20 protein-coding genes, 1 pseudogene and 1 riboswitch are annotated in these 22480 nt (G+C 52.2%); of the genes and pseudogenes, 7 read left to right on the forward strand and 14 right to left on the reverse strand.

What is annotated here, in order from left to right; translation table 11 throughout:
- Positions 1-44: 44 nt before the first annotated feature.
- A complete protein-coding gene (locus DW47_RS0113090; protein ID WP_029686872.1) occupies positions 45-725 on the forward strand; it encodes a GntR family transcriptional regulator in 681 nt (226 codons plus the stop codon).
- A 36-nt stretch (positions 726-761) separates the two neighbouring features.
- Here the strand turns inward: DW47_RS0113090 and otnK are convergent, their stop codons facing one another.
- The 8 genes from otnK to rpsU form a co-directional block, all read right to left on the reverse strand.
- Complete coding sequence (gene otnK / locus DW47_RS0113095; RefSeq protein ID WP_029686873.1) at positions 762-2033, reverse strand: 3-oxo-tetronate kinase; 1272 nt, start codon at positions 2031-2033, stop codon at positions 762-764.
- 72 nt (positions 2034-2105) lie between these two features.
- A complete protein-coding gene (locus tag DW47_RS0113100; RefSeq protein ID WP_029686875.1) occupies positions 2106-2804 on the reverse strand; it encodes a molybdate ABC transporter substrate-binding protein in 699 nt (232 codons plus the stop codon).
- A gap of 39 nt (positions 2805-2843) precedes the next feature.
- Positions 2844-3758, reverse strand: a complete 915-nt coding sequence (locus DW47_RS0113105; protein ID WP_029686877.1) for an AEC family transporter — start codon at positions 3756-3758, stop codon at positions 2844-2846.
- Between the two features lie 37 nt (positions 3759-3795).
- The gene (gene otnC, locus DW47_RS0113110; RefSeq protein ID WP_029686879.1) at positions 3796-4434 is read right to left on the reverse strand and encodes a 3-oxo-tetronate 4-phosphate decarboxylase; all 639 of its coding nucleotides are present in this window, start codon (positions 4432-4434) and stop codon (positions 3796-3798) included.
- Complete coding sequence (locus DW47_RS0113115; protein ID WP_241430757.1) at positions 4418-5230, reverse strand: DeoR/GlpR family DNA-binding transcription regulator; 813 nt, start codon at positions 5228-5230, stop codon at positions 4418-4420. Before DW47_RS0113115 ends, otnC begins: the two co-directional genes overlap by 17 nt.
- A gap of 352 nt (positions 5231-5582) precedes the next feature.
- Positions 5583-7427: an RNA polymerase sigma factor RpoD gene (gene rpoD / locus DW47_RS0113120; RefSeq protein WP_029686881.1), complete on the reverse strand. Its 1845-nt coding sequence runs from the start codon at positions 7425-7427 to the stop codon at positions 5583-5585.
- Positions 7428-7692: 265 nt separating this feature from the next.
- The gene (dnaG, locus tag DW47_RS0113125; RefSeq protein ID WP_029686882.1) at positions 7693-9438 is read right to left on the reverse strand and encodes a DNA primase; all 1746 of its coding nucleotides are present in this window, start codon (positions 9436-9438) and stop codon (positions 7693-7695) included.
- Positions 9439-9552: 114 nt separating this feature from the next.
- Entirely contained in the window at positions 9553-9768 is a 216-nt protein-coding gene (gene rpsU / locus DW47_RS0113130) for a 30S ribosomal protein S21 (protein ID WP_001144069.1), read from the reverse strand.
- Between the two features lie 283 nt (positions 9769-10051).
- Between rpsU and tsaD the strand changes: the two genes are divergently transcribed.
- Positions 10052-11071 (forward strand): tRNA (adenosine(37)-N6)-threonylcarbamoyltransferase complex transferase subunit TsaD, encoded by a 1020-nt coding sequence (gene tsaD, locus DW47_RS0113135; protein WP_029686883.1) that lies wholly within the window; start codon positions 10052-10054, stop codon positions 11069-11071.
- 44 nt (positions 11072-11115) lie between these two features.
- Here tsaD and plsY read toward each other — a convergent pair whose 3' ends face one another.
- On the reverse strand, positions 11116-11715 hold the full coding sequence (gene plsY, locus DW47_RS0113140) for a glycerol-3-phosphate 1-O-acyltransferase PlsY (protein ID WP_029686884.1): 600 nt from the start codon (positions 11713-11715) through the stop codon (positions 11116-11118).
- A gap of 104 nt (positions 11716-11819) precedes the next feature.
- Here plsY and folB point away from each other — a divergent pair, with 104 nt between their 5' ends.
- Entirely contained in the window at positions 11820-12179 is a 360-nt protein-coding gene (folB, locus tag DW47_RS0113145; RefSeq protein ID WP_029686885.1) for a bifunctional dihydroneopterin aldolase/7,8-dihydroneopterin epimerase, read from the forward strand.
- Between the two features lie 41 nt (positions 12180-12220).
- On the opposite strand, the gene DW47_RS0113150 is transcribed toward folB, so the two are convergent.
- Positions 12221-13450: a multifunctional CCA addition/repair protein gene (locus DW47_RS0113150; RefSeq protein WP_029686886.1), complete on the reverse strand. Its 1230-nt coding sequence runs from the start codon at positions 13448-13450 to the stop codon at positions 12221-12223.
- A 68-nt stretch (positions 13451-13518) separates the two neighbouring features.
- Positions 13519-14142, reverse strand: coding sequence for a TIGR04211 family SH3 domain-containing protein (locus tag DW47_RS0113155; protein ID WP_029686887.1), 624 nt, complete (start codon positions 14140-14142; stop codon positions 13519-13521).
- 198 nt (positions 14143-14340) lie between these two features.
- On the opposite strand from DW47_RS0113155, the gene DW47_RS0113165 reads away from it, so the two are divergent.
- The 3 genes from DW47_RS0113165 (at position 14341) to hldE (ending at position 20058) form a co-directional block, all read left to right on the forward strand.
- On the forward strand, positions 14341-15657 hold the full coding sequence (locus tag DW47_RS0113165; RefSeq protein WP_029686888.1) for a CYTH domain-containing protein: 1317 nt from the start codon (positions 14341-14343) through the stop codon (positions 15655-15657).
- A 39-nt stretch (positions 15658-15696) separates the two neighbouring features.
- Positions 15697-18555, forward strand: coding sequence for a bifunctional [glutamate--ammonia ligase]-adenylyl-L-tyrosine phosphorylase/[glutamate--ammonia-ligase] adenylyltransferase (glnE, locus tag DW47_RS0113170; protein WP_029686889.1), 2859 nt, complete (start codon positions 15697-15699; stop codon positions 18553-18555).
- 72 nt (positions 18556-18627) lie between these two features.
- A complete protein-coding gene (hldE, locus tag DW47_RS0113175; protein ID WP_029686890.1) occupies positions 18628-20058 on the forward strand; it encodes a bifunctional D-glycero-beta-D-manno-heptose-7-phosphate kinase/D-glycero-beta-D-manno-heptose 1-phosphate adenylyltransferase HldE in 1431 nt (476 codons plus the stop codon).
- A gap of 63 nt (positions 20059-20121) precedes the next feature.
- On the opposite strand, the gene ubiK is transcribed toward hldE, so the two are convergent.
- Positions 20122-20415 (reverse strand): ubiquinone biosynthesis accessory factor UbiK, encoded by a 294-nt coding sequence (ubiK, locus tag DW47_RS0113180; protein WP_029686891.1) that lies wholly within the window; start codon positions 20413-20415, stop codon positions 20122-20124.
- 187 nt (positions 20416-20602) lie between these two features.
- Positions 20603-20751, forward strand: a riboswitch (FMN riboswitch).
- A gap of 98 nt (positions 20752-20849) precedes the next feature.
- Here ubiK and ribB point away from each other — a divergent pair.
- Positions 20850-21506: a 3,4-dihydroxy-2-butanone-4-phosphate synthase gene (gene ribB, locus DW47_RS0113185; protein ID WP_029686892.1), complete on the forward strand. Its 657-nt coding sequence runs from the start codon at positions 20850-20852 to the stop codon at positions 21504-21506.
- Positions 21507-21593: 87 nt separating this feature from the next.
- Here the strand turns inward: ribB and DW47_RS0113190 are convergent, their stop codons facing one another.
- Complete coding sequence (locus DW47_RS0113190) at positions 21594-22262, reverse strand: DUF2931 family protein (RefSeq protein WP_029686893.1); 669 nt, start codon at positions 22260-22262, stop codon at positions 21594-21596.
- 32 nt (positions 22263-22294) lie between these two features.
- Positions 22295-22480: pseudogene (locus DW47_RS17620) on the reverse strand (DUF2931 family protein); the annotation flags it as partial.

The following is a 22480-nucleotide window of genomic DNA, read 5'->3' on the forward strand; positions in this document are numbered from 1 at the left end:
TCGCTAAAATAAGAATGTTTTAACTGCGCGGACACCTTACGCTAATGACTAATTATCAGGATCATGCCATGGCTGCAATTATGGCGGCCAGGCCGCTGTATATGAAATCAGCCAGTTTGTCAGATCAGGTTTATACGCTGCTTAAGGAATTGATCCTCGAACGAAAAATTCCTGAAAGCAGTGAAATGTCTGAATCTAAACTGGCTGAAGAGCTACAGGTTTCGCGGACACCGATGCGCGAAGCATTAGTCAGGCTGGCAGGGGAAAATTTACTGGTTAGGCGTGGCGCACGCTCTTATGCAGTACGGTCGGTCGATATTAAAGAATATCTGGATACCATGGCGTTACGTGAGTTACTGGAAGCTGAAGCCGTCACCAAAGCGATTGACCGAATCAGCCCAGATACCCTGCAACAGATGATAGACGAGTTGCAGGAACTGATGGTCGGTGAACATGAAGAAAATCTTTTCTGGCGTTTTGATGAGAGGCTTCATAGCACTATTGCGGAATCGACGGGAAATCTAGTACTGGCGCGTATTCTTGAGGGGCTAAGGATTAATGTCCGGCTTTTCCGGTTACACAGCCCGTTACATCGTCAGCAGGAAAATCATTCCGAGCATATGGATCTGCTGGTGGCAATGCTGGAAAAGAACAGTGAGCGTAGCGTGGTATCGATTCGCACACATATTCAGAATCTGCGTAACAATGTAATCAGTTCTTTGTAAGAAAATGGCAGTCGCTCAGTCGGCTGCCATGTTTAACTACTCCGCCAGCGCTTTCAGTGCCCGTGAGAAGAAATCCTCTTCGCCGAAGTTTCCGGATTTTAACGCCAGACCTATCGTTTCCTCGCCGCGTTTGGCTTGTAGAGCAGGGACACCGGTACTGATTTCTGCGCCGATAACCACGGAATCCAGCTTCAGACCGCTGACAATTGCTCCTGAGGTTTCCCCTCCGCCGACCACCAGTCGTCGTACACCGGCTGCCACCAGTTGCGGGGCCAGACTTGCAAAGAACTGCTCAATCGCCTGCGAGACCTTTTCACGGCCATACTTTTTCTGTAGCTGGCTGACACGTTGTGGATCGCCAGAAGTGTAGATCAGCGGTGCCTGCTGCTGGTGATCTGCCACAAAGCTTAGCAGTGCCTGGCTATCAACCTCGCCACGGATAATCTGCTCAGCATCCAATTCATGGACGGCAAACTGTTGGCGATGATAGGCAATCTGTTTCAGGGTGGTGCGGGAACAGCTGCCGACGAGTACCACGCCATCGCCTTTAACGCTGAATTCAGGGGCGGCTTCACCACTTGCTTCGCCACGGCGGATAAAGTTATGTGGCAGGCCGCGGGCAATGGCGGAACCGCCGGTGACAAGCTTTGCCTCGGCACAGGCACTGGCAATCTTGAGCAAGTCTTCATCATTGATGGCATCAGTGACCACCAGACAGGTCTTTTGGTCGGCAAGAGCCTGTAACTGTTGCTTGATCGCTTCGCTGCCTTGTTGTACTTGCTGCCACGCAATAAAGCCGGGGGCATGCTGTGATTGTTCCGCCAGCACGCGACGGATATCTGGGTCTTTCATTGGTGTCAGCGGGTGGTTCTCCATCCCCGAGGCGTTGAGCAGTTGGTCAGCGACAAATAGATGCCCCTGGTAGAGGGTCCGCTTCATCGCGGGAAAGGCTGGGCAGACGACCACACCAGCAGTAGAGAGATGCTCTGCTAAGGCTTCGGCCACTGGGCCGATATTGCCCTCGGCAGTGGAATCAAAGGTGGAGCAGTATTTAAAGACAATCTGCTGGCAGCCTTGTGCCAGTAACCAGTCACAGGCGTGTAAGGACTGAGTTACTGCCTCAGCTACGGGCAGAGAGCGACTTTTTAAGGCAATCACCCCGGCTCCAATGGTCGGGTCTGCGGAGTGATCCGGTACGCCGATGTACAGCGCTGTTTTCAGCCCACCTTCTTCAGGCAGCCCTTTTGCCAAGGTGACACCAATGTCACTGGCACCGGTAAAATCATCTGCTATGACACCTATTAACATATCAGGCTCCATGAAGTTTATGAGATAACGATCGTAGATTAAGAGGCAGGCTCAGCTGCCGGATGTCAGAGATCAGTGGCGGCTTTCTAAACCGAACTTCTGATACGCTTCCGCTGCGCGGGCAGCGGTGACGATGTCAATGAGCTGGCGGCCGTGTTGTTTCCGTGGCGAGTGAGTAAAACAGGCTATCGAAAATGCCGTCACTTTTTGTAAGTCATCCGGTAGGTATCCACTGATCTCTACCCCCGGCACCACCAACAGCTCGCTGATTTGCTGGATGGCTAAATCAGCGTCTCCGGTGATCAGTTTCTCAGCGGTAAAACCTTCCGGGATCGGACAGGCTTTGGCATCGATTTCCTGCTCGATGCCTAGGGTTTTCAGGACGGATTTAAAGTGGATACCACTGGCTCCGCCGATTGAGTAGCAGATAGACCTGCCATTGCGCAGGGTCTCGATCAGTTTTTGCCGATCAGAGGTATCCGGCGCAGGCTCTCCCTTTTTAACCGCAAAGCCGATACGTGATATCACCAGTGGCTGACGAGTGGCTGGGTCGATGATCCCTTGGGCCTCCAATTCATCCATCGCCGGATCGGTAACAATCACCACATCACATTGCTGGCCGTTTTCGATGTTTTTCATTAATACGCTGGTTGGGGTCCAGTGCAGAGAGACATCTCCGTGCTGGCGACGGTAAATATCCAGTAGGCTGTCATCAAATGGCGAACGCACAACCAGAGCACTGTGGACAATCAGGGCATTTGACTCGTTCATAGCAAACTCCTTACTCGCTGTATTCAGGTTGACCGGGGCTTACAGTACCAGCCAGAGTGTCAGAGGAACCGTCACCACCGCCATCAAGGTACTGAGCATAATGGCGAAGGCGGCTTTTTCAGGATGGACATCCAACGCCGAGGCGACGGCGGCAATATTGGCCGGCAGGGGATTACAGGCCAGCATCACCATCACTACATACTCATAATGGGTCAGATGAAAGCGGCTAAAAATCAAAATAATTACCGCTGCATACAATCCCTGTTTCCAGATAATCGATAGGATGGCGAACTTCCAATCCGGCACCAGCTTGTCAAACTTGGCCAGTGACATACCGATAATCATCATGCCAAGGGTGGTATAAGCACCAACAAAACTGTCCACGCCACCTTTCAGTACGCCGGGCAGGGCGAAGTGAAAGGATTTAAGGATCAACGCTAGGACTGCGGCATGCAGCGTCGGCATTTTTAGTACCCGCATAAGGCTGTTTTTTGCCGAATAGCGGCCACGGGCAGTCAGATAATAGGCCGCGGTAAACTCGTAAATACTGGAAGCAACTTTCGCGAAGACGATAATACTGATCGCCGCGGCACCATCTGCAGTCCCTCCTAATAAGCCAATCGCCAGCGGTAAGACAAAATAACCGACATTCCCTTGGCCCCCGGCGGCACCGAATAAATTGGCACGGTTATCTTTCCATAATAGGCGGCCCACAAAATAAGCGAGCGCGGCAGCAATACAAGATACCACGTAAAAGACCACCGAATACATGACGTAACTTACCGATGCAGGTGAATTAAGAATTAATACAAAGCAGACAATCGGTGAAAATATATAAATAAGCAGATTGGCAATGTCTTTGGCATTGATACTGAGTTTTTTACTGGTATACCAACCCAGCATTGCCACCGCAATTAAATATGCCACCCGTGGCATAATGTCGTAGAAAGTCATATTCATTACCCTATAAGATTAGGAATAGAGAAGCGTTCTACCAGCGGCAATTAAAAGTAACCCTTAATTCATCAATACTGTCCTGTGACAGCGGGTGGATATTTTTTTCTGTTTTCAGCCATAGCTTGGCTGTTTCTTCTAATTCTTCGAGAATATAACTGGCGTGGGAGACGCTTCCCCCCCAGACTACCGGCCCAAGACGCTCCAACATGACGCCGCGTACCGAATTTGCTAGCTCAGCGACCTGGTTTGCTACCACCGCCGCCCCAGGACGCTGATAATGGATCAGCGGGATCTTGCCCACTTTCATCACCTGATAGGGGGTGATCGGTGGCAGTATCGCCTCTTCAGACCAGACACCTAACAGTGTCAGTAATACCAGCTCAGTAGAATGGGTATGCAGTACCGCCCCAGCGTTAGCGTTATTGCGGTAGATACCTTGATGCAGCAATAAGGTTTTTGAAGGCTTTAGCCCATTGACCCATTCCCCTTTGTGGTTAACTTTGGCAATCGCTGCTGGGTCAAGGGTACCTAAACAGGCATCGGTCGGGGTAATTAGCCAGCCATCATCTAGGCGCGCGCTGATATTACCGGAGGACCCGACGGTATACCTCCGACGGAATAGGCTCTCGCCAATCAGGCAGATCTCTTCACGGATATTATTTTCGTTTTTCATAATGACTCTCCTCACGGAAAATATCCACAAAGGTGATTTTAGGTGCATTAAGGGCCATTAAACTTTGCCTGCATTCTCCGGAAACGCTGTCAGTAATAATTTCATCTACGCCGTTCAGTGGGCAAACAGTATAAAACCCATACTTTCCGTATTTACTGCTATCGGAGATCAGAATATTTTTATTGGCCAGCGAAATGACGGTCTGTTTTACCACCGCTTTGCCTTCATAGGGGGTGGAAATACCGTGGGTCATATCCCAGGAGCTGGCACTGATAAAGGCAAGGTCAATATTTAAGGCTTTAATAAAATTAGCGGCGCTTAATCCAACACAGGAATAATTTCGTTTATCCACTCGGCCCCCTACATGAAACAGATCAATCGCCGGGTTGGACATTAATAACTGAGTAATCGAAAAATCATTAGTCACTACAGTCAGATGAAAATTTGCTGGAATGGCTCGTGCAATTTCAAAGGTGGTAGTGCCAGCATCAAGATAAATAATGGTGCCTTCCGCGATACGCTGTAGGGCACATCTGCCGAGCTCTTTTTTCAGCTTATGGTTCAGGTAAGACTTGTCCTGATAGGGCAGTTCCTGATGTAGCAGCTCACAGAGTTTTATGCCGCCATTCACCCGCTGTACTTTACCTTCCTGCTCAAGGATGCGTACGTCACGCCGAATAGTCATATGTGAGACGTTGATCAGCGCCGCCAGTGCATCATACTGTGCAACCCTGTTTTCGTGCACATAGCGGTAGATGTAATCGCGACGTTCGTTTGCACTCAGTACCATAGCCATAATAAGCCCGTAGATGTCATATGTATGTTTCTTTAGTGTTAATAGTGTAGTGCGGTTCATTTAACATTAAAAGTTGCTACCTCACAGTTCTGGTAATAGACAATACCGACAGATACATATTTAAGATTATGTTATTAAAGGATTTTTGTTGCTATTTAAGGTAGGGGTATTTTCACAAAAAAATGTGAAATTTCATCTCTTAACGTTTTTTGTGAAAGCGACGAGGGATTACGGAGGTAAAAACTATAAGTCAGACTTTGGATAAGAGCTGGCAGCCAGCTCAGCGTAATATGGCACAGCAAAAAAAAACCTCATCAGATGATGAGGTTTTTTATATCAGGCTGAGAAACGATTATTCGTCCAAGAAGCTACGCAGGACTTCTGAGCGGCTTGGGTGACGTAATTTACGCAGTGCTTTGGCTTCGATCTGACGGATACGCTCACGGGTAACGTCGAACTGTTTGCCCACTTCTTCCAGAGTATGGTCAGTGTTCATATCGATACCAAAACGCATACGCAGAACCTTGGCTTCACGGGCGGTCAGACCAGCCAGAACATCGTGGGTCGCAGAGCGCAGGCTTTCGGAGGTCGCAGAATCCAGCGGCAGCTCCAGCGTAGTATCTTCGATAAAATCGCCCAGATGTGAATCTTCGTCATCACCGATTGGCGTCTCCATGGAGATCGGCTCTTTGGCGATTTTCAGCACCTTGCGAATTTTATCTTCCGGCATCAGCATACGTTCAGCCAGCTCTTCCGGTGACGGCTCACGTCCCATCTCCTGCAACATCTGACGCGAAATACGGTTCAGTTTGTTGATAGTCTCGATCATATGGACCGGGATACGGATGGTACGCGCTTGGTCAGCGATAGAACGGGTGATTGCCTGACGGATCCACCAGGTCGCATAGGTTGAGAATTTATAACCGCGACGGTATTCAAACTTATCGACGGCTTTCATCAGACCAATATTACCTTCTTGGATCAGATCCAGGAACTGCAGACCACGGTTGGTGTATTTCTTCGCAATCGAAATTACCAGACGCAGGTTAGCTTCAACCATTTCTTTCTTCGCACGGCGCGCTTTGGCTTCACCGATAGACATACGACGGTTGATATCTTTAACCTGCTCGATGGTCAGGCCAGTCTCTTCTTCGATCTGTGCCAGTTTCTGCAGACCACGATGCACATCATCTTCCACTTCAACCAGTTTTTCAGACCATGGCTTTTTCAGCGCCAGTGCGGCCTTGAACCAAGTATCATTGGTTTCGTTGCCGGTGAACAGGGTGATGAAGTTCTTCTTCGGCATTTTGCAGATTTCAACACACAGTTTCATGATGGTACGTTCCTGACCACGGACGCGGTCCATCATTTCACGCATGTTGTTGACCAGGTAATCAAACTGTTTTGGCACTAAGCGGAACTGTTTGAACACCTCAGACAGATTTTGGATTTCTGCCATCGCATCGGCGTGACTGCGACTTTTGCTCTTGATGACGGTACGGGTGACCTCGTACTGAGTACGTAACTCAGCAAACTTTTCACGGGCCAGTTCAGGATCGATAGAGTTATCATCGTCTGAGCTGTCGTCATCACCGTCTTCATCTTCGTCTTCGTCGTCATCACGGTCTTCTTGAGACAGCTCTGATCCCACGTGAGTGGCGGTCGGTGCCAGATCTTCTTCGGCATTTGGGTCAACAAACCCGGTGATGATATCGGAGAGACGGGCTTCTCCAGCTTCCACTTTATCGTACTGCTCAAGCAGATAAGTGATCGCTTCCGGATATTCTGCTACTGAGCACTGAACCTGGTTAATACCGTCTTCAATACGTTTGGCAATGTCGATTTCGCCTTCACGGGTCAGCAGTTCCACAGTACCCATCTCACGCATATACATGCGTACTGGGTCTGTGGTGCGGCCAATTTCCGATTCTACGCTGGATAATACCTGCGCAGCAGCTTCAGCAGCATCTTCATCAGTATCCGAACTGTTTTCATTCAGCATCAGATCATCAGCATCAGGGGCTTCTTCTACCACCTGAATACCCATGTCGTTGATCATCTGAATGATATCTTCAATCTGATCGGAGTCGACAATATCTTCCGGCAGATGGTCATTGACCTCAGCATAGGTCAGATAGCCTTGCTCCTTACCACGGGTGACAAGTAGCTTCAGCTGTGACTGCGGGTTTTGCTCCATAAGACGGTATCCACACTTCTGTTAATGAGATTGGTGTTGGCCGGGGCGAACCGGCAATAACAGTAAAGGCGTTCAATGGCTGCGGCCTTCATCGCAGCAATGGGCATCTGCCCTCAGTAATCGGCAATTAAGCCGCGAGTAATCTTTTTGTTTTCACCACAGGTTCATTATAGAAGAACCTTGCAGAGTCTGTGATGGGTGGTGATTTTTTCAACAGATTTTTTCGTTAGCTCTGCAAAATATTTCATGGTTGTGACGTCGGACACTATTTTTTAGCCAGTGCTGTCACCAGTGATTGCAGCTCACGCCGCTCATCGCTGTTCAGCCCGCGCGTCCGGTCGTGGGCAATCAGTTGTTCCAGTCGCTGTTCCAGCGCTGAATTGATAATGCTGGTCAGTGAGTCGGCAAACACGGCCGTCACTTCTTCATCCACTATCATGTGGTTCCAGATCGCCAGTGTTTCAAGGGACTGACCGGTTTTTGTATCGCGATAATTCTCCAGTAACTGCGCCGTGGTCATGCCCGGGTGCTCATTACAGTGTTGCACCAGTTCCGCAAACAGTGGCAGACCGGCCATCCCGGTCTCCATCAGGCCATCCAGCGGCGGTACATATTGCGCCAGCTCCGGATGCTGCAACAGTAGGGCAATCAGAATACGCATGGTGGTGCGTTTCATCACCGGTGCCACAGTCACTGTTGCGCCCTCTGCTTTGGCCGGGACCAGTTTTTCAAGCTGTCGGTCATCAAGAATGCCGAGCTTATTGCCCAGCACCTGACGCAGATAGATACGCAGTGTTTCGCCGGGAACTTGACTGATCAGTGGCAACGCTAAGTTACTCAGTCTGGCTTTCCCTTCGCGGCTGCTCAGGTCGGTCTGCGGCAGTAAGCTTTCAAACAAAAAGTCTGAGAGCGGCATTGCCTGCACCATCCGCTGCTCGAAAGCCTGTTTTCCCTCTTTGCGGATCAAGGTATCCGGGTCTTCACCGTCCGGGAGAAACATAAAACGCAGTTGCCGGCCATCGGTCATATAGGGCAGGGCAGTTTCTAGGGCACGCCATGCGGCATCCCGTCCGGCCCTGTCGCCGTCATAACAGCAAATCACTGTATCGGTGTTTCTGAACAGCAACTGGATATGTTCACTGGTAGTTGAGGTACCGAGGGATGCCACAGCATAATCGACACCAAACTGAGCCAGTGCTACAACGTCCATGTAGCCTTCAACGACCAGCAGTCTGGCGGGTTGAGGGTGATTACGAGTCACCTCATAAAGGCCATATAACTGACGTCCTTTATGGAAAATTGGGGTTTCCGGTGAGTTAAGGTATTTCGGGGTATTATTACCCAGCACACGGCCACCGAAACCTATCACTCTGCCGCGTTTATCACGGATCGGAAACATGACTCTGTCGCGGAAACGGTCATAACTGCGGCCGTTATCGTTGGTCACCAACATTCCTGCTTCCGTCAGAGAATGTTTGTCGTCCTGCTGTTGCCCGAAACGCTTCAACACATTATCCCAGCCGGGCGGGGCATAGCCCATCGCAAAATGGTCAATCACCTGCTGGCTCAGACCACGGCTATTCAGATATTGTCGTGCAGGCTCTGCGGCGGCGGCGGTCAGTGACTTCTGGTAGAAGCTGTTCAGGCCCTCCATCAACTGATAGAGGCTCTGACGCTGATGACGCTCTATAGGCGTATCACCGCTGCCACTTTCGTAAGGCACTTCCAAACCGTTCATGGTCGCCAATTCTTCGATGGTTTCGACAAACTCGAGCCTGTCAAAGTTCATTAAAAAATCGATAGCATTACCATGAGCACCACAGCCGAAGCAGTGGTAAAACTGTTTGTCACCGTTAACGGTAAAAGACGGGGTTTTTTCGTTATGGAAGGGGCAGCAGGCGTGATAATTTTTGCCTTGCTTTTTTAACTTCACACGGGCATCGATCAGATCGACGATATCTGTGCGCGCAAGCAAGTCATTGATAAATATACGCGGTATTTTCCCAGCCATAGACTCCGGATCTTAGCTCATAAACGGCAACAAGCCGCGCTTCCTTTCGGAAAGCACGGCCTTTTACTTGACTCAGTCTGCGCTTAACACGCGAGGGAGCGGACTCCCGGGGGATTAGTACAGACGAGTGCGGCGTGCGTTTTCGCGAGCCAGTTTCTTGGCATGACGCTTAACAGCAGACGCTTTAGCGCGCTTACGCTCAGTCGTTGGTTTTTCATAAAACTCACGACGACGAACTTCAGCCAGAACGCCTGCTTTTTCGCATGAACGTTTGAAACGACGCAGTGCAACGTCGAATGGCTCGTTTTCACGTACTTTGATTACCGGCATGTAACTCTCACCTCAATAAAATTCGGTTTTTGCAGCTGGCTGCAGCGCCAGCTTATTTCAAAATGGTGCAGTATTTTACTCCAGCAAGCGCTGACTTGTAAAGCACCATGAACAAATTCAAACCAACAGAGCACCTGCCTGCGCTGCGGCTGCCGGTTTTTTTCAGACCGCGGAGTATAGCCTATTCTTTGGCCGGTAAAAAATCTTTTTAATGAAATCCTCCGGCGTAGGTCTGAAAAATAAGCTGTGGTACACTCCTGCGGCGAAATCAGAGGTGAGTGTGATGCGAGTTTTGGGTATTGAAACGTCTTGCGATGAAACCGGAATTGCAATTTATGACGATGAAGCCGGTCTGCTGGCTAATCAGCTATACAGCCAAGTCAGTTTACATGCCGATTACGGCGGGGTAGTGCCTGAACTGGCCTCCCGTGACCATGTGCGTAAAACCGTCCCGCTTATCCAAGCGGCGCTGGCGGAAGCCGGGTTGACGTCCAAAGATATCGATGCTGTGGCCTATACTGCTGGCCCCGGCCTGGTCGGTGCACTGATGGTTGGGGCTACGATCGGGCGCTCATTGGCCTTTGCCTGGCAGGTGCCGGCGATTGCGGTACACCATATGGAAGGGCATCTGTTGGCCCCGATGCTGGAAGATAACCCGCCAGAATTCCCGTTTGTCGCGCTGTTGGTTTCTGGCGGTCATACCCAGTTAATCAGTGTTACTGGCATCGGTGAATACCAACTTCTCGGTGAATCGATTGATGATGCTGCCGGCGAAGCCTTTGATAAAACAGCTAAATTACTGGGCTTGGATTATCCAGGTGGTCCGCTGCTGTCGAAAATGGCAATGCAGGGCGTGGCGGGGCGCTTTACTTTTCCACGGCCAATGACCGATCGCCCGGGATTAGATTTCAGCTTCTCCGGCCTGAAAACTTTCGCGGCCAACACTATCCGTAATCATGACGACGATGAGCAGACCCGCGCTGACATTGCGCGTGCTTTTGAAGATGCGGTGGTGGATACGCTGATGATTAAGTGTAAGCGTGCTTTGCAACAGACCGGTTTTAAACGGCTGGTGATTGCCGGTGGTGTCAGTGCCAACCGTACCTTGCGCGCACGAATGGCTGAGATGATGCAGCAGTCCGGGGGAGAGGTGTTTTATGCCCGTCCGGCATTCTGTACCGATAACGGCGCGATGATCGCCTATGCGGGGATGATCCGTGCCAAAGGAGGCAGCGCCACCGATTTAGGGATCACCGTGCGCCCACGCTGGCCGCTCTCCGAATTGCCGCCATTAGCCCCTTAACATTGTGCCTGACGGTGAGTCTGCACAAACTCGCCGTCAGTCGGTCAACGGCGTTTTTTGCGCTTCCACAGTCGCGACTCTTTGCCACGCCACAGTCGCTGAATATTATCGTGGTGGCGCAGAAGGATCAGGCAGGACAGCATCGACACCGGAAAGGTAAACTGCGGTTTAAACCACCACACATAAAAGGGCGCAATCAGGGCACTGATAATCGCCCCCAGCGAAGAATAGCCACTCAACAGCACCGTCAGTAACCAGGTGCCAATCATCAATCCACTGAGATCCCAGCCGATCGGAGCGATAGCCCCTAGCGCGGTTGCTACCCCTTTACCGCCACGAAACTGAAAAAACAGCGGATAAATATGACCGAGGCAAGCCGCGATAGCCACCAGCCCGAGGGCGAACGGCGGCAGATACAGACGGTAAGCCAGCCATACCGGCAGCATACCTTTGATAATATCGAAAATCAGTACCGCAACCGCCGCCAATCGGCCGCCGACACGCAATACATTTGTGGCTCCCGGGTTGCCAGACCCGCCATTTCTCGGGTCGGGATAACCGCATGCACGGCACAGCAGAACGGCGCCGGACACGGAACCACACAGATAGGCAAAAAGGATCATTCCTGCGGCGATTACTGTCATAATACCATTATACCCTGTCCATTATCCGGTCCTTGAGTTCGGATAATACGCATAAAGTGACGGAAGTGGTATCCGATCACGGCAAAAATACAGAGAGTGTCACGATGGATATAGTGTTTATTGAGCAGTTAACCGTGTTTACGACAATTGGGGCGTTTGACTGGGAACAGACTATTCAGCAGAAATTAGTGCTGGATATTGAGATGGCGTGGGATAATCGTCAGGCCGCCGCCAGCGATGATGTCAACGACTGCCTGAGCTACGCAGACGTCTCAGAAGCGGTCTTGCAGCATTTGCAAGGAGGACGCTTTGCATTGGTTGAGCGGGTGGCCGAGGAAGTGGCCTCGTTGTTAATCAGCCGTTTTGGCCTTGAAGGGGTGCGCATCAAAGTCAGTAAGCCAGGGGCGGTTGCTCAAGCGGCGCAGGTCGGTGTGCGTATTGAACGCGGCACACTGCCGCGCTAAGGGAGAAGACACTGCAGAGGTCACCCTCTGCAGAGAGGGCTTTAGGCGTCCAGCGGCGGATAACCGTCGGTTAACGCCGCGATGCGTCTGCGGGTCAGCTCTTGCCGGATGTCCGGCCCGCGAAAGCCTGCCGCAATCACTTCTGCCACCGGGACTGCGGCGGCAGTCTCAAACCGCTGTTGGGTCAGGGCTGCCTGGGGGTAAGGCTGACGGGTCAGCCCTTGACGCCCACGGGCATCGGCTTCGCTGGCCAATATCAGTTGGCTGACCCGCTCTGGGCGACGCCAAGCATCAATACTGTCAAACAGTCCGATAATCCGCTCTGCGGGTTGTCGGTCAATGGTATGGATCACATCATGGAACTCGGTGATCACCCGGGCAGTATCTCGGTAAGGATTCGGGGTTTTGAGGCGTTGGCAGAGGGCGGTGACCAGTGGTACACCGGCAACCCCGTGTCCTGGATGGGAGGGCCATACCTCTGGCGGTGTTAGGGCTTTGCCGGCATCGTGGAACAAGGCGGCAAAACGGATCACCGGATCGCGGGTTAACTCACAGGCAATTTCCAAGGTCATCAGACTGTGGATACCGGTATCGATTTCGGGGTGCCATTTCGCCGGGGCCGGGACACCAAACAGATTATCCAGCTCCGGAAACAACACCTTCAAGGCGCCACACTGCCGCAGCACACTGAAATAGACCCACGGATTATCCCCGCTCAGAACTTTCTCGGTCTCTTTCCATACCCGTTCCGCTGTCAGGTGATCAAGTTCACCGCTGGTAGAAAGTTGTTGCATCAGCGCTAGGGTTTCTGGAGCGATAGTAAAGCCCTGCCGATGGAAACGGGCGGCAAAACGCGCCACCCGCAATACCCGCAGTGGGTCATCGACAAAGGCTGGCGAGACATGGCGTAACAACCGCTGTTCCAAGTCACGCTGGCCGTGCCAAGGGTCAATAATCTGCCCGTTGCTGTCCTCTGCCATCGCATTGATGGTCAAATCACGACGTTGCAGATCTTCTTCAAGGGTAATATCCGGTGAGAAGCGGGTGGTAAACCCAGTATAGCCATGTCCGGATTTACGCTCGGTTCGTGCCAGCGCATACTCTTCATGACTGTCAGGGTGTAAAAAGACCGGGAAATCACGACCCGCCTGCTGATAGCCTTTATCCAGCAAGTCTTGTGGCGTGGCACCCACTACCACCCAGTCGCGGTCTTTTACCGGCAGATTAAGCAGAGCATCACGGACGGCACCGCCCACCAGATATGTTTTCACGCCATTGTTCCTTAATGCCTAAGCGACTGACAGATCCTGAATGCCGAACAATGTCCGGCCAGTCAGGATCACTGCATCCAGCGATCGTTTTTCTTACGGCGTGGGATCATGTGCGGCAGTAACAGTCCCAGCAACAGGCCGATACCCAGTACCCCGCCGCCGTACATAAACCACTGCATGATAATGGCACGCTGTTTATCATCTAACTGAACATTGGCGGCATTCACTTTCTTCTGCGCGACGGTCAGCTGATCTTTCAGCGCCTGGTTTTCCTGTTTGAGCGCATTGATGGCATTATCACTGCCAGCCACTTTTTTCTGCATATCTGCCGTGCGCTGGTTCCAGCTGTTATCAATGTTAGCCAGCTTGCTGGTTAACTCGTTAACCTGCTGCTGTAGCTGAGGCACCTGAGTACGCAGGCTCGGGGTATCGCTCAATTGCGACAGCGGGATCCAATTGGTGCGGCCTTGGCCGTCACGGATCTGCGCATAATGGGTATCTTGGTTAGTTTGCAAGACCGTGACCGGATCGCCAGCGTTCAGTTTACCAACCAGTCGATACTGATCACCGGGACCACTGCGGACCCAGGTGGAAAGTTCATCGGAAATATAGCGCGTGGTATCCGCATGGACCAGTGGCGAAAGGCCAGTGAAAGCCAGCAGAAATACCGCAGTTCGTGTAAGTTTATTCATTCGACGTCGTTTTTGCATATTATAGGGGTCAGTAAATACCGCTATCCGGAGCGCGGCCTGACGGAAAACCATGAGAACTGTCCTGTTCCCGACGATAGTTAAGCCTAACAAATCAGAGACAGTGCGTCTTTACTCGATTACTCTGAAAGCGGGGTCATTTCCCGCTTTACTGATCGCCAATCTGAACTCAGAGAACCTATGACCATTGAAACAGAACTAAAGTTCATTGCCAGCAAACAAGCTGCCGAAGTACTCAGCGATACCCTCAGCCGCTGGCCGAACCAGCACAGTGCACCACAGGCGCTGGCTAACATTTATTTTGAAACTTCTGATAACCAGCTGCGCCGCTGGGATATGGGGCTGCGTATCCGTGGAGTAAATCAGCAGTATGAAATGACGCTGAAAACCCGGGGCCAGACTATTGGCGGCCTGCATCAGCGTCCGGAATATAATATCGACCTCAGTGGACCGCAACTGGATATCCGCCTGCTGCCCGCCGACATCTGGCCACAGGGCACCGATGTAGAGGCTTTACAGCAGCAACTGGCTCCTCTGTTTCAGACAGATTTTGTCCGCGAAAAATGGCTGGTTAGCTACCATGCCAGTGAAATTGAGGTGGCTTTCGACCAAGGCGCAGTGATCGCCGGTGAGCTGCAAACGCCACTGTTTGAAGTGGAGCTAGAGCTGAAACAGGGCAGCCGTCAGGATCTGATGGCATTTGCCTTTGAATTGGTGCGTGAAGGCGGTTTACGCCCGGGCAGCCTTAGTAAAGCCGCCCGTGGTTATCATCTGGCAAAAGGTAACCCGCAGCGGGCCATTGAGCCTTTCCCACGGCTGCAGGTGGCTAAGAAATTGACCTGCGCTCAGGGGCTGCAGGAGATGCTGTCCCAGTTACTCTCCAGTTGGCAATACCATGAGGAGCTGTGGCTGGCGGGTAACCGCGAGGCAGGGCGCAGTATCAGCGAAATTCTGCTGGCATTACGTGAAGTCTTTACCCTGTATGGCGGGATGTTGCCGCGTAAGGCCAGTGGCCGCTTACGTGAGCTACTGCTGACCTTAGAGCAGGCGATGGAAGGGGCTGACCCGCAACAATTCTGCTATACCCCTTTATGGGCAGAGACCCAGTTAGCACTTACTCACTGGCTGATTGAGGAACCCTGGAAGCAGGTATTGGAAGAGAAACACCGTAAAAAACTGGACGGTTCTTTCAAACGTTTCTGTGATGTGATGCTGGGCCGAGTGGTTGCAGAGTTAAAACAGACCACCGCCGAGTTTAATCAGCCCTCTGAATATCAAGACAAAGCGCAACGTATCCATAAGCAATTACTGGCAGTTTGTCTGCTAGGGGGCGCTTATCCGCTCAGTGACGTGGATGCGTGGCTGGAACCTTGGTGGCAGATACTGAAAAAAATCACATCTGGCCAGACCCATGAACTGGCGTGGCAGCTACGCGCGCTGCATCGTCAGGTGCCATTCTGGCTAAACGGAAATGAACCGGCCAGAAGCGGAGACTGATCCGCTGGCCGCCGCTGACTCAGACTGACAGGAAAATGTATGTTGCCATTACCGGAGTTAATGCAGGAACAAGCCAATAAACTGGCCCTGACAGAGGCTTTTCCGCTGATCCCACTGGGAGAGCAAGCTGCACTGGCGTTCAGTGATTTTATCAGTGACCACCTGCAGCAGCATCCGCAGTGGCAACAGCATTTGCAACTACAGCCGCCACATCCTGAAGAATGGCAGCAATACCGGCATTGGCTGCAGGAGGCCCTCGAAGGGGTAGAGGAGGAAGCCGCGTTGATGCGCGTCCTGCGCCATTTCCGCAGCCATATGTTGGTACGAATTGCCCTGATGCAGGCGTTGGCATTGGCCAGTACCGCCCAGAGCCTGCAACAGCTCAGTGAATTAGCGGAGGTGCTGATCGTCGCCGCCCGTGACCGGGTCTATCAAGCGTGCTGCCGAGAATGGGGCACGCCCTGCAATGCCAGCGGCGAGCCGCAACAGTTGTATATCCTGGGCATGGGGAAGCTCGGTGGTCGCGAACTGAATTTTTCTTCCGATATCGATCTGATTTTTACCTGGCCGGAGAGCGGCTCCACCCGCGGTGGACGGCGGGAGCTGGACAATACCCAATTTTTTACGCGCATGGGGCAGCGGCTGATTAAGGTGCTGGACCAACAGACCATTGATGGCTTTGTCTACCGGGTGGATATGCGGTTACGGCCATTCGGTGACAGCGGGCCGCTGGTATTAAGTTTTGCCGCTATGGAAGATTACTATCAGGAGCAAGGGCGCGACTGGGAGCGCTATGCGATGGTTAAAGCGCGGATTATGGGTGAGCCGGACCAACACGGCTATGCGGAGTTGCAGCAGATGCTACGTCCGTTTGTCTACCGTCGCTATATTGATTTCAGTGTCATCCAGTCGTTGCGGTCAATGAAAAGTATGATTGCCCGTGAAGTGCGGCGGCGCGGCCTGACCGATAATATCAAGCTTGGCGCAGGCGGTATTCGTGAATGTGAATTTATCGTTCAGGTATTCCAACTGATCCGCGGTGGACGTGAGCGCTCACTACAGCAACGTTCTTGGCTGGCAGCCCTAGCGGCCATCGATGAGCTAGGACTATTACCGGCTAACGAGGTGACCGAACTACGTGAGGCGTGGCTGTGGCTGCGCCGGTTGGAAAACCTGTTACAGAGCTTAAACGATCAACAGACCCAGACGCTGCCTAACGAGCCACTGGATCAGGCCCGTTTGGCCTGGGCGATGGGGTTGCCGCATTGGCAGGCGTTACGTGGACAACTTGAAACCCATATGGCGCGGGTCCGACACATTTTTGAACAGTTGATCGGTGAAGAGGGGCCGGAGGCCAGCACCACCGACGATCACAGTGATTTTAGTGAACTGTGGCTGGGGGATTATACCGCCGAGGAAGTGGCCGTCCTGACGCCGCAACTGAGTGAGCCACAATGTCACCAGCTACTGACGGTGCTGCATCATTTTCGCGAAGATGTGAACCGTCGTACTGTCGGGCCGCGAGGCCGCTTAGCCCTCGACCAGTTAATGCCGCGGCTGCTGGCGGAATTGGCCGGGCAACCGCATGCCGGTGATATACTGCAACAGCTGATCCCGTTGCTGACGGGGATCTTGACCCGCAGTACTTACTTGGAACTGCTGACCGAACATCCCGGTGCACTGGCCCACCTGATCCGCCTATGCGCCGCCTCGCCGATGGTGGCAGAGCAGTTGGCCCGCTATCCGTTACTGCTGGATGAACTTCTTGATCCGGCTACGTTGTATCAACCCACCGCGACCGATGCCTATCGTGACGAACTGCGTCAGTACCTGATGCGCATCCCTGTCGAAGATGAAGAGCAGCAACTGGAAGCATTACGCCAGTTTAAACAAACTCAGCAACTGCGTATTGCCGCCGCCGATATTGCCCGTACCCTGCCAGTAATGAAAGTGAGTGATCACCTCACATGGTTAGCAGAGGCTATCCTCGATACGGTGGTTGGGCAGGCTTGGCACAAGATGGTGCAGCGTTATGGCCGGCCTTCGCACTTGAGCGATCCTCAGCAGCGGGGGTTTGCAGTGGTGGGTTATGGCAAGTTGGGTGGGCTGGAGCTCGGCTACAGCTCTGACCTCGACTTGGTCTTTCTCCACGATTGTCCTGAAGACGCCTACACGGATGGTGAGCGCAGTATTGACGGACGGCAGTTTTACCTGCGGTTGGCACAGCGGATTATGCACCTGTTCAGCACCCGCACTGCCTCGGGGATCCTTTACGAAGTGGATGCTCGACTGCGGCCTTCCGGTGCAGCCGGTATGCTGGTCAGTACTTTCAGTGCCTATCGTCAGTATCAGCAGCAGGAGGCCTGGACCTGGGAGCATCAGGCGTTGGTACGGGCGCGTATTGTCTACGGTGAGCCGGCGTTGGCGGCACAGTTCAATGAGATCCGCCATGATATCCTCTGCCAGCCCCGTGACGCGGAGATTCTTCAACAACAGGTGCGCGATATGCGCAACAAAATGCGTCATCATTTAGCCAATAAACATAAGCAACGCTGGGATATCAAAGCGGACCCGGGGGGCATTACCGATATTGAATTTATCGCCCAGTATCTGGTACTGGCGCACAGTGCCAACACGCCAGCATTGACTCGCTGGCCGGATAATGTCCGTATTTTCGCTGCCATGGCGCAGGCACAGATTATGTCGCAGGCGGAAGCGGATGATCTGACCTTAACCTACGTTACCCTGCGTGATGCTCTGCATCATTTGGCGTTACAGTCGCTGCCGGGCCATGTCGATGAACAGGTTTTTCTGCCGCAGCGTGACATCGTCAGTCACAGTTGGCAGCACTGGTTGGAGCAGCCACCGCAATCAGGGCAGATTCAGACGGGCGGATAACAGCCAGTTGCGGATGTTTGTGGTATTATCTGCCAAAATTTCCTCTGGTTTCTGCTGTCTGGAGTCGTTTGAATGAAAGTAACGCTGCCTAATTTTGGCCGTGCGGGTGTATTGGTGGTCGGTGACGTGATGCTGGATCGTTACTGGTACGGACCAACACAACGTATTTCACCTGAAGCCCCAGTACCGGTGGTAAAGGTCGAAACCATCGAAGAACGTCCTGGCGGAGCGGCCAACGTCGCCATGAACATTGCCGCGTTAGGCACCGCTTCTCGTCTTATTGGCCTGACCGGTGACGATGAAGCTGCGGCTAGTTTGAATCGGACGCTGCAAGATGTGAAGGTCGATTGTGACTTTGTGCAGGTCAGCACTCACCCAACCATCACCAAGCTGCGGATCTTATCGCGCAATCAACAACTGATTCGCTTGGATTTTGAAGAAGGGTTTGAGGATATCGATCCGACTCCGCTTCACCAGCGGATGCAGGCTGCCCTCAGTACCGCCGGTGCAGTGGTGCTCTCTGATTATGCCAAAGGTGCTTTGTCCAGCGTTCAGACCATGATCGGTCTGGCCCGTGACGCCGGTTTACCGGTATTGATCGACCCGAAAGGGACCGATTTTGAACGCTATCGCGGCGCGACACTGCTAACGCCTAACCTGTCTGAATTTGAAGCGGTGGCCGGTAAATGCCGCAGTGTGGAACAGATCGTCGAACGCGGTATGGCACTGATGGCCCAATACGATCTCTCAGCTCTGCTGGTGACCCGTTCTGAAAACGGAATGACCTTATTGCAGCCAGGTAAAGCGCCGGTCCATTTACCGACCCTGGCGCAGGAAGTCTATGATGTCACCGGTGCCGGGGATACGGTCATCGGTGTGCTGGCTGCGTCACTGGCGGCAGGTTGCTCGTTAGAAGATGCGTGTTTCCTAGCGAATGCTGGAGCAGGTGTAGTGGTTGGTAAGCTCGGGACTTCCACGGTCAGCCCAGTGGAACTGGAAAATGCCATCCATGCTCGTCCGGAAACCGGATTTGGCGTGATGGATGAACAGCAGCTTAAACGTGCGGTGGAGCAAGCGCGTGCCCGCGGTGAGAAAGTGGTGATGACCAACGGCTGCTTCGATATTCTGCACGCCGGACATGTCTCTTATCTGGCGAATGCCCGTCAGTTAGGTGATCGCCTGATTGTGGCGGTGAACAGCGATGCCTCAACCCGGCGATTGAAAGGTGAGACCCGTCCGGTGAATACCCTGGCCAACCGTATGACGGTGCTGAGCGCCTTGGAAGCCGTGGATTGGGTCGTGCCGTTTGAGGAAGATACGCCGCAACGTTTGATCAGTGAAGTGCTGCCAGACTTGTTAGTCAAAGGCGGTGATTACCGTCCAGAGCAAGTCGCGGGTGGGGAAGAGGTGATTGCCAACGGCGGTGACGTTCGTATTCTCAATTTTGAGGACGGCATCTCCACCACCAATATCATTAATACCATTAAGCGCCACTCCTCCTGATCGTCATAGCGGTCACGGAAAGAAAAAAGGGAGCCATGTGGCTCCCTTTTTTATCATTAGTGATTACTCGGCTTTGTCTGACTCGATAGGCGGCGTCACTACCACCGGCTTATCGGTGGCCGGTGCATCCAGCGTGTCCAGACGCTGCTCCAGTGCGGTCAGTTTTTCGCGGGTACGCAGCAGAACCTGGGTCTGAATATCGAATTCTTCGCGGCTGACTAAATCCATGCGGCCTAGTTGTGCCTGGAGTACCTGACGGATTTTCTTCTCAACGTCATCGCCTAATGTCTTGATCCCCTGCGGCATCGCATCGTGCACCTGACGGGCGAGTTGTTCAATTTTCTTTGTATCAATCATGACTGTTTCCTGTAGTGGACAATGGACGCCCGAAAGCGGATTCAGCGCCACCCGTGGCTGGCCTGGATAGGATCAAGTGTAATGCTTGAACGGCCAACGGGAAACCAGAAATTAAAAGCAAAAAAAGTTAATTGTTTTTGCAAGTCCTTTGATTGCCGTTTACTGAGATTGGGGATATAGTGAATTTGCTTATTCTCAGGGCGGGGCGAAATTCCCCACCGGCGGTAAATCAGTGTTCACTGAAAGCCCGCGAGCGCTTTAGCCTCTGGCTAAAGGTCAGCAGATCCGGTGTAATTCCGGGGCCGACGGTTAAAGTCCGGACGGGAGAGGGTAACGGTCCTTGCGGGCTGATCACCGATATATTTGTGTCTTACTGACATACCTCCTTTGCAGCCCTGATTCTGGTAACATTTATAAATCAAAGGATTTTTACCATGAATCAGACTCTTCTTTCTGAATTCGGCACGCCTGAACAGCGTGTAGAACGTGCTCTGGCGGCATTGCGTGATAAACGTGGTGTCATGGTTCTTGATGACGAAGACCGCGAAAATGAAGCGGATATGATCTTCGCCGCAGAAACCATGACCGTCGAGCAAATGGCCCTCACTATTCGTCACGGTAGCGGCATTGTCTGCCTGTGCATGAGCGAACAGCGTCGTCGTCAACTGGATCTACCGATGATGGTTGATAATAACACCAGTGCTTACGGGACCGGTTTTACGGTGACGATTGAAGCAGCTCAAGGGGTGACGACTGGCGTCTCAGCTCAGGATCGTATTACCACGGTTCGCGCGGCGATTGCGCCGGATGCGCAGCCTTCTGATTTGAACCGTCCCGGCCATGTTTTCCCATTGCGGGCCCGTGACGGCGGGGTACTGACCCGTGGTGGACATACTGAAGCGACCACCGATTTGGTACGTCTGGCCGGTTTTACTCCGATGGGCGTGCTCTGTGAGCTGACCAATGATGATGGCACCATGGCCCGCGCACCGGAAGCGATACGTTTCGCCAAACAGCATAATATGCCGGTAGTAACGATCGATGATCTGGTTGCATGGCGACAGGTTCACGATAACCGCCAAGCGGTCTAAAACTGCTTGTCTAAACTGATTGAAAAGCTGACTAAGGTCAGCTTTTTTATTAGCACACTGCCCACGCGTAGAGAGCCTTAGCGTTCTTTACCAGTTCCCGTAGGGATACTTTTTACCTTCAATAAAATCCTTAATGAACGGATCGTATCCATCTGGAATGCTGTAGTTAAACTTAATCCGTGAAGGGAATTTGTTGCAGACCGAGAGTTTATCCCCTGATGTTGTGGTGATGCTGAGCGGGGTAACCGGCAGGTTATCGCTGGCAGTGCTGTTCTGCAGCCAGATACGGACTTTACCTTCTGGTGCCAGACCAAACAGTAATATTTTATACCAAGAGGTATTGCCTCTCCGGTCTTTTCCGGTCGGTGTCGACATCTGTGTCTGCAGTTCAGGGGAAAAATCAATCACAGTCTGATAGGTTTTTCTGTCGATAATAGAATCCCAACAGAACAGCATTTGCGCCGGGGCGTGTCGAATTTTATTACGCTGAACCATTCTTCTTGTCCTCAAGCTCCAGTTATTTACAGTTCCTGAGTTTTCCTGAGTACTATCCAGTGTCCGATAGGTGTAGACCACTTTTTTACTGTCAATAATCAGTGCCCTGGTGACGATTGCCGGTAACCCCTTAGGGGTGAAAAAAGCAAAACCCGCTTCCCCATAGGGCATAGTTCCGGTTTGCTCAGGGGTCTGTGGCTCTCCGGCACGGCAGCCGCTAAGGGTTATCAGTAATAGCAGTAAAATAGGTTTTTTTAGCATCATCCATTCCTTTTAATGCTGCCGTGTGTGGTTTACCAATTGCCATAGGGATACTTTTTCCCTTTGATGAAGTCCTGAGTATCTTTTCCATACTCATAGCCATTAGAAAAACGGGTTATCCCTTTACAAATATCTAATTTATCTCCTGAGACGGTTTTCAGGATGGAGGGCGTAACGCGATAATTAGGTTCAGAACCACTTCCTTGCAACCAGACAGC

Origin of the sequence: Tatumella saanichensis (assembly GCF_000439375.1) — a bacterium.
GTDB lineage: Bacteria > Pseudomonadota > Gammaproteobacteria > Enterobacterales > Enterobacteriaceae > Tatumella > Tatumella saanichensis.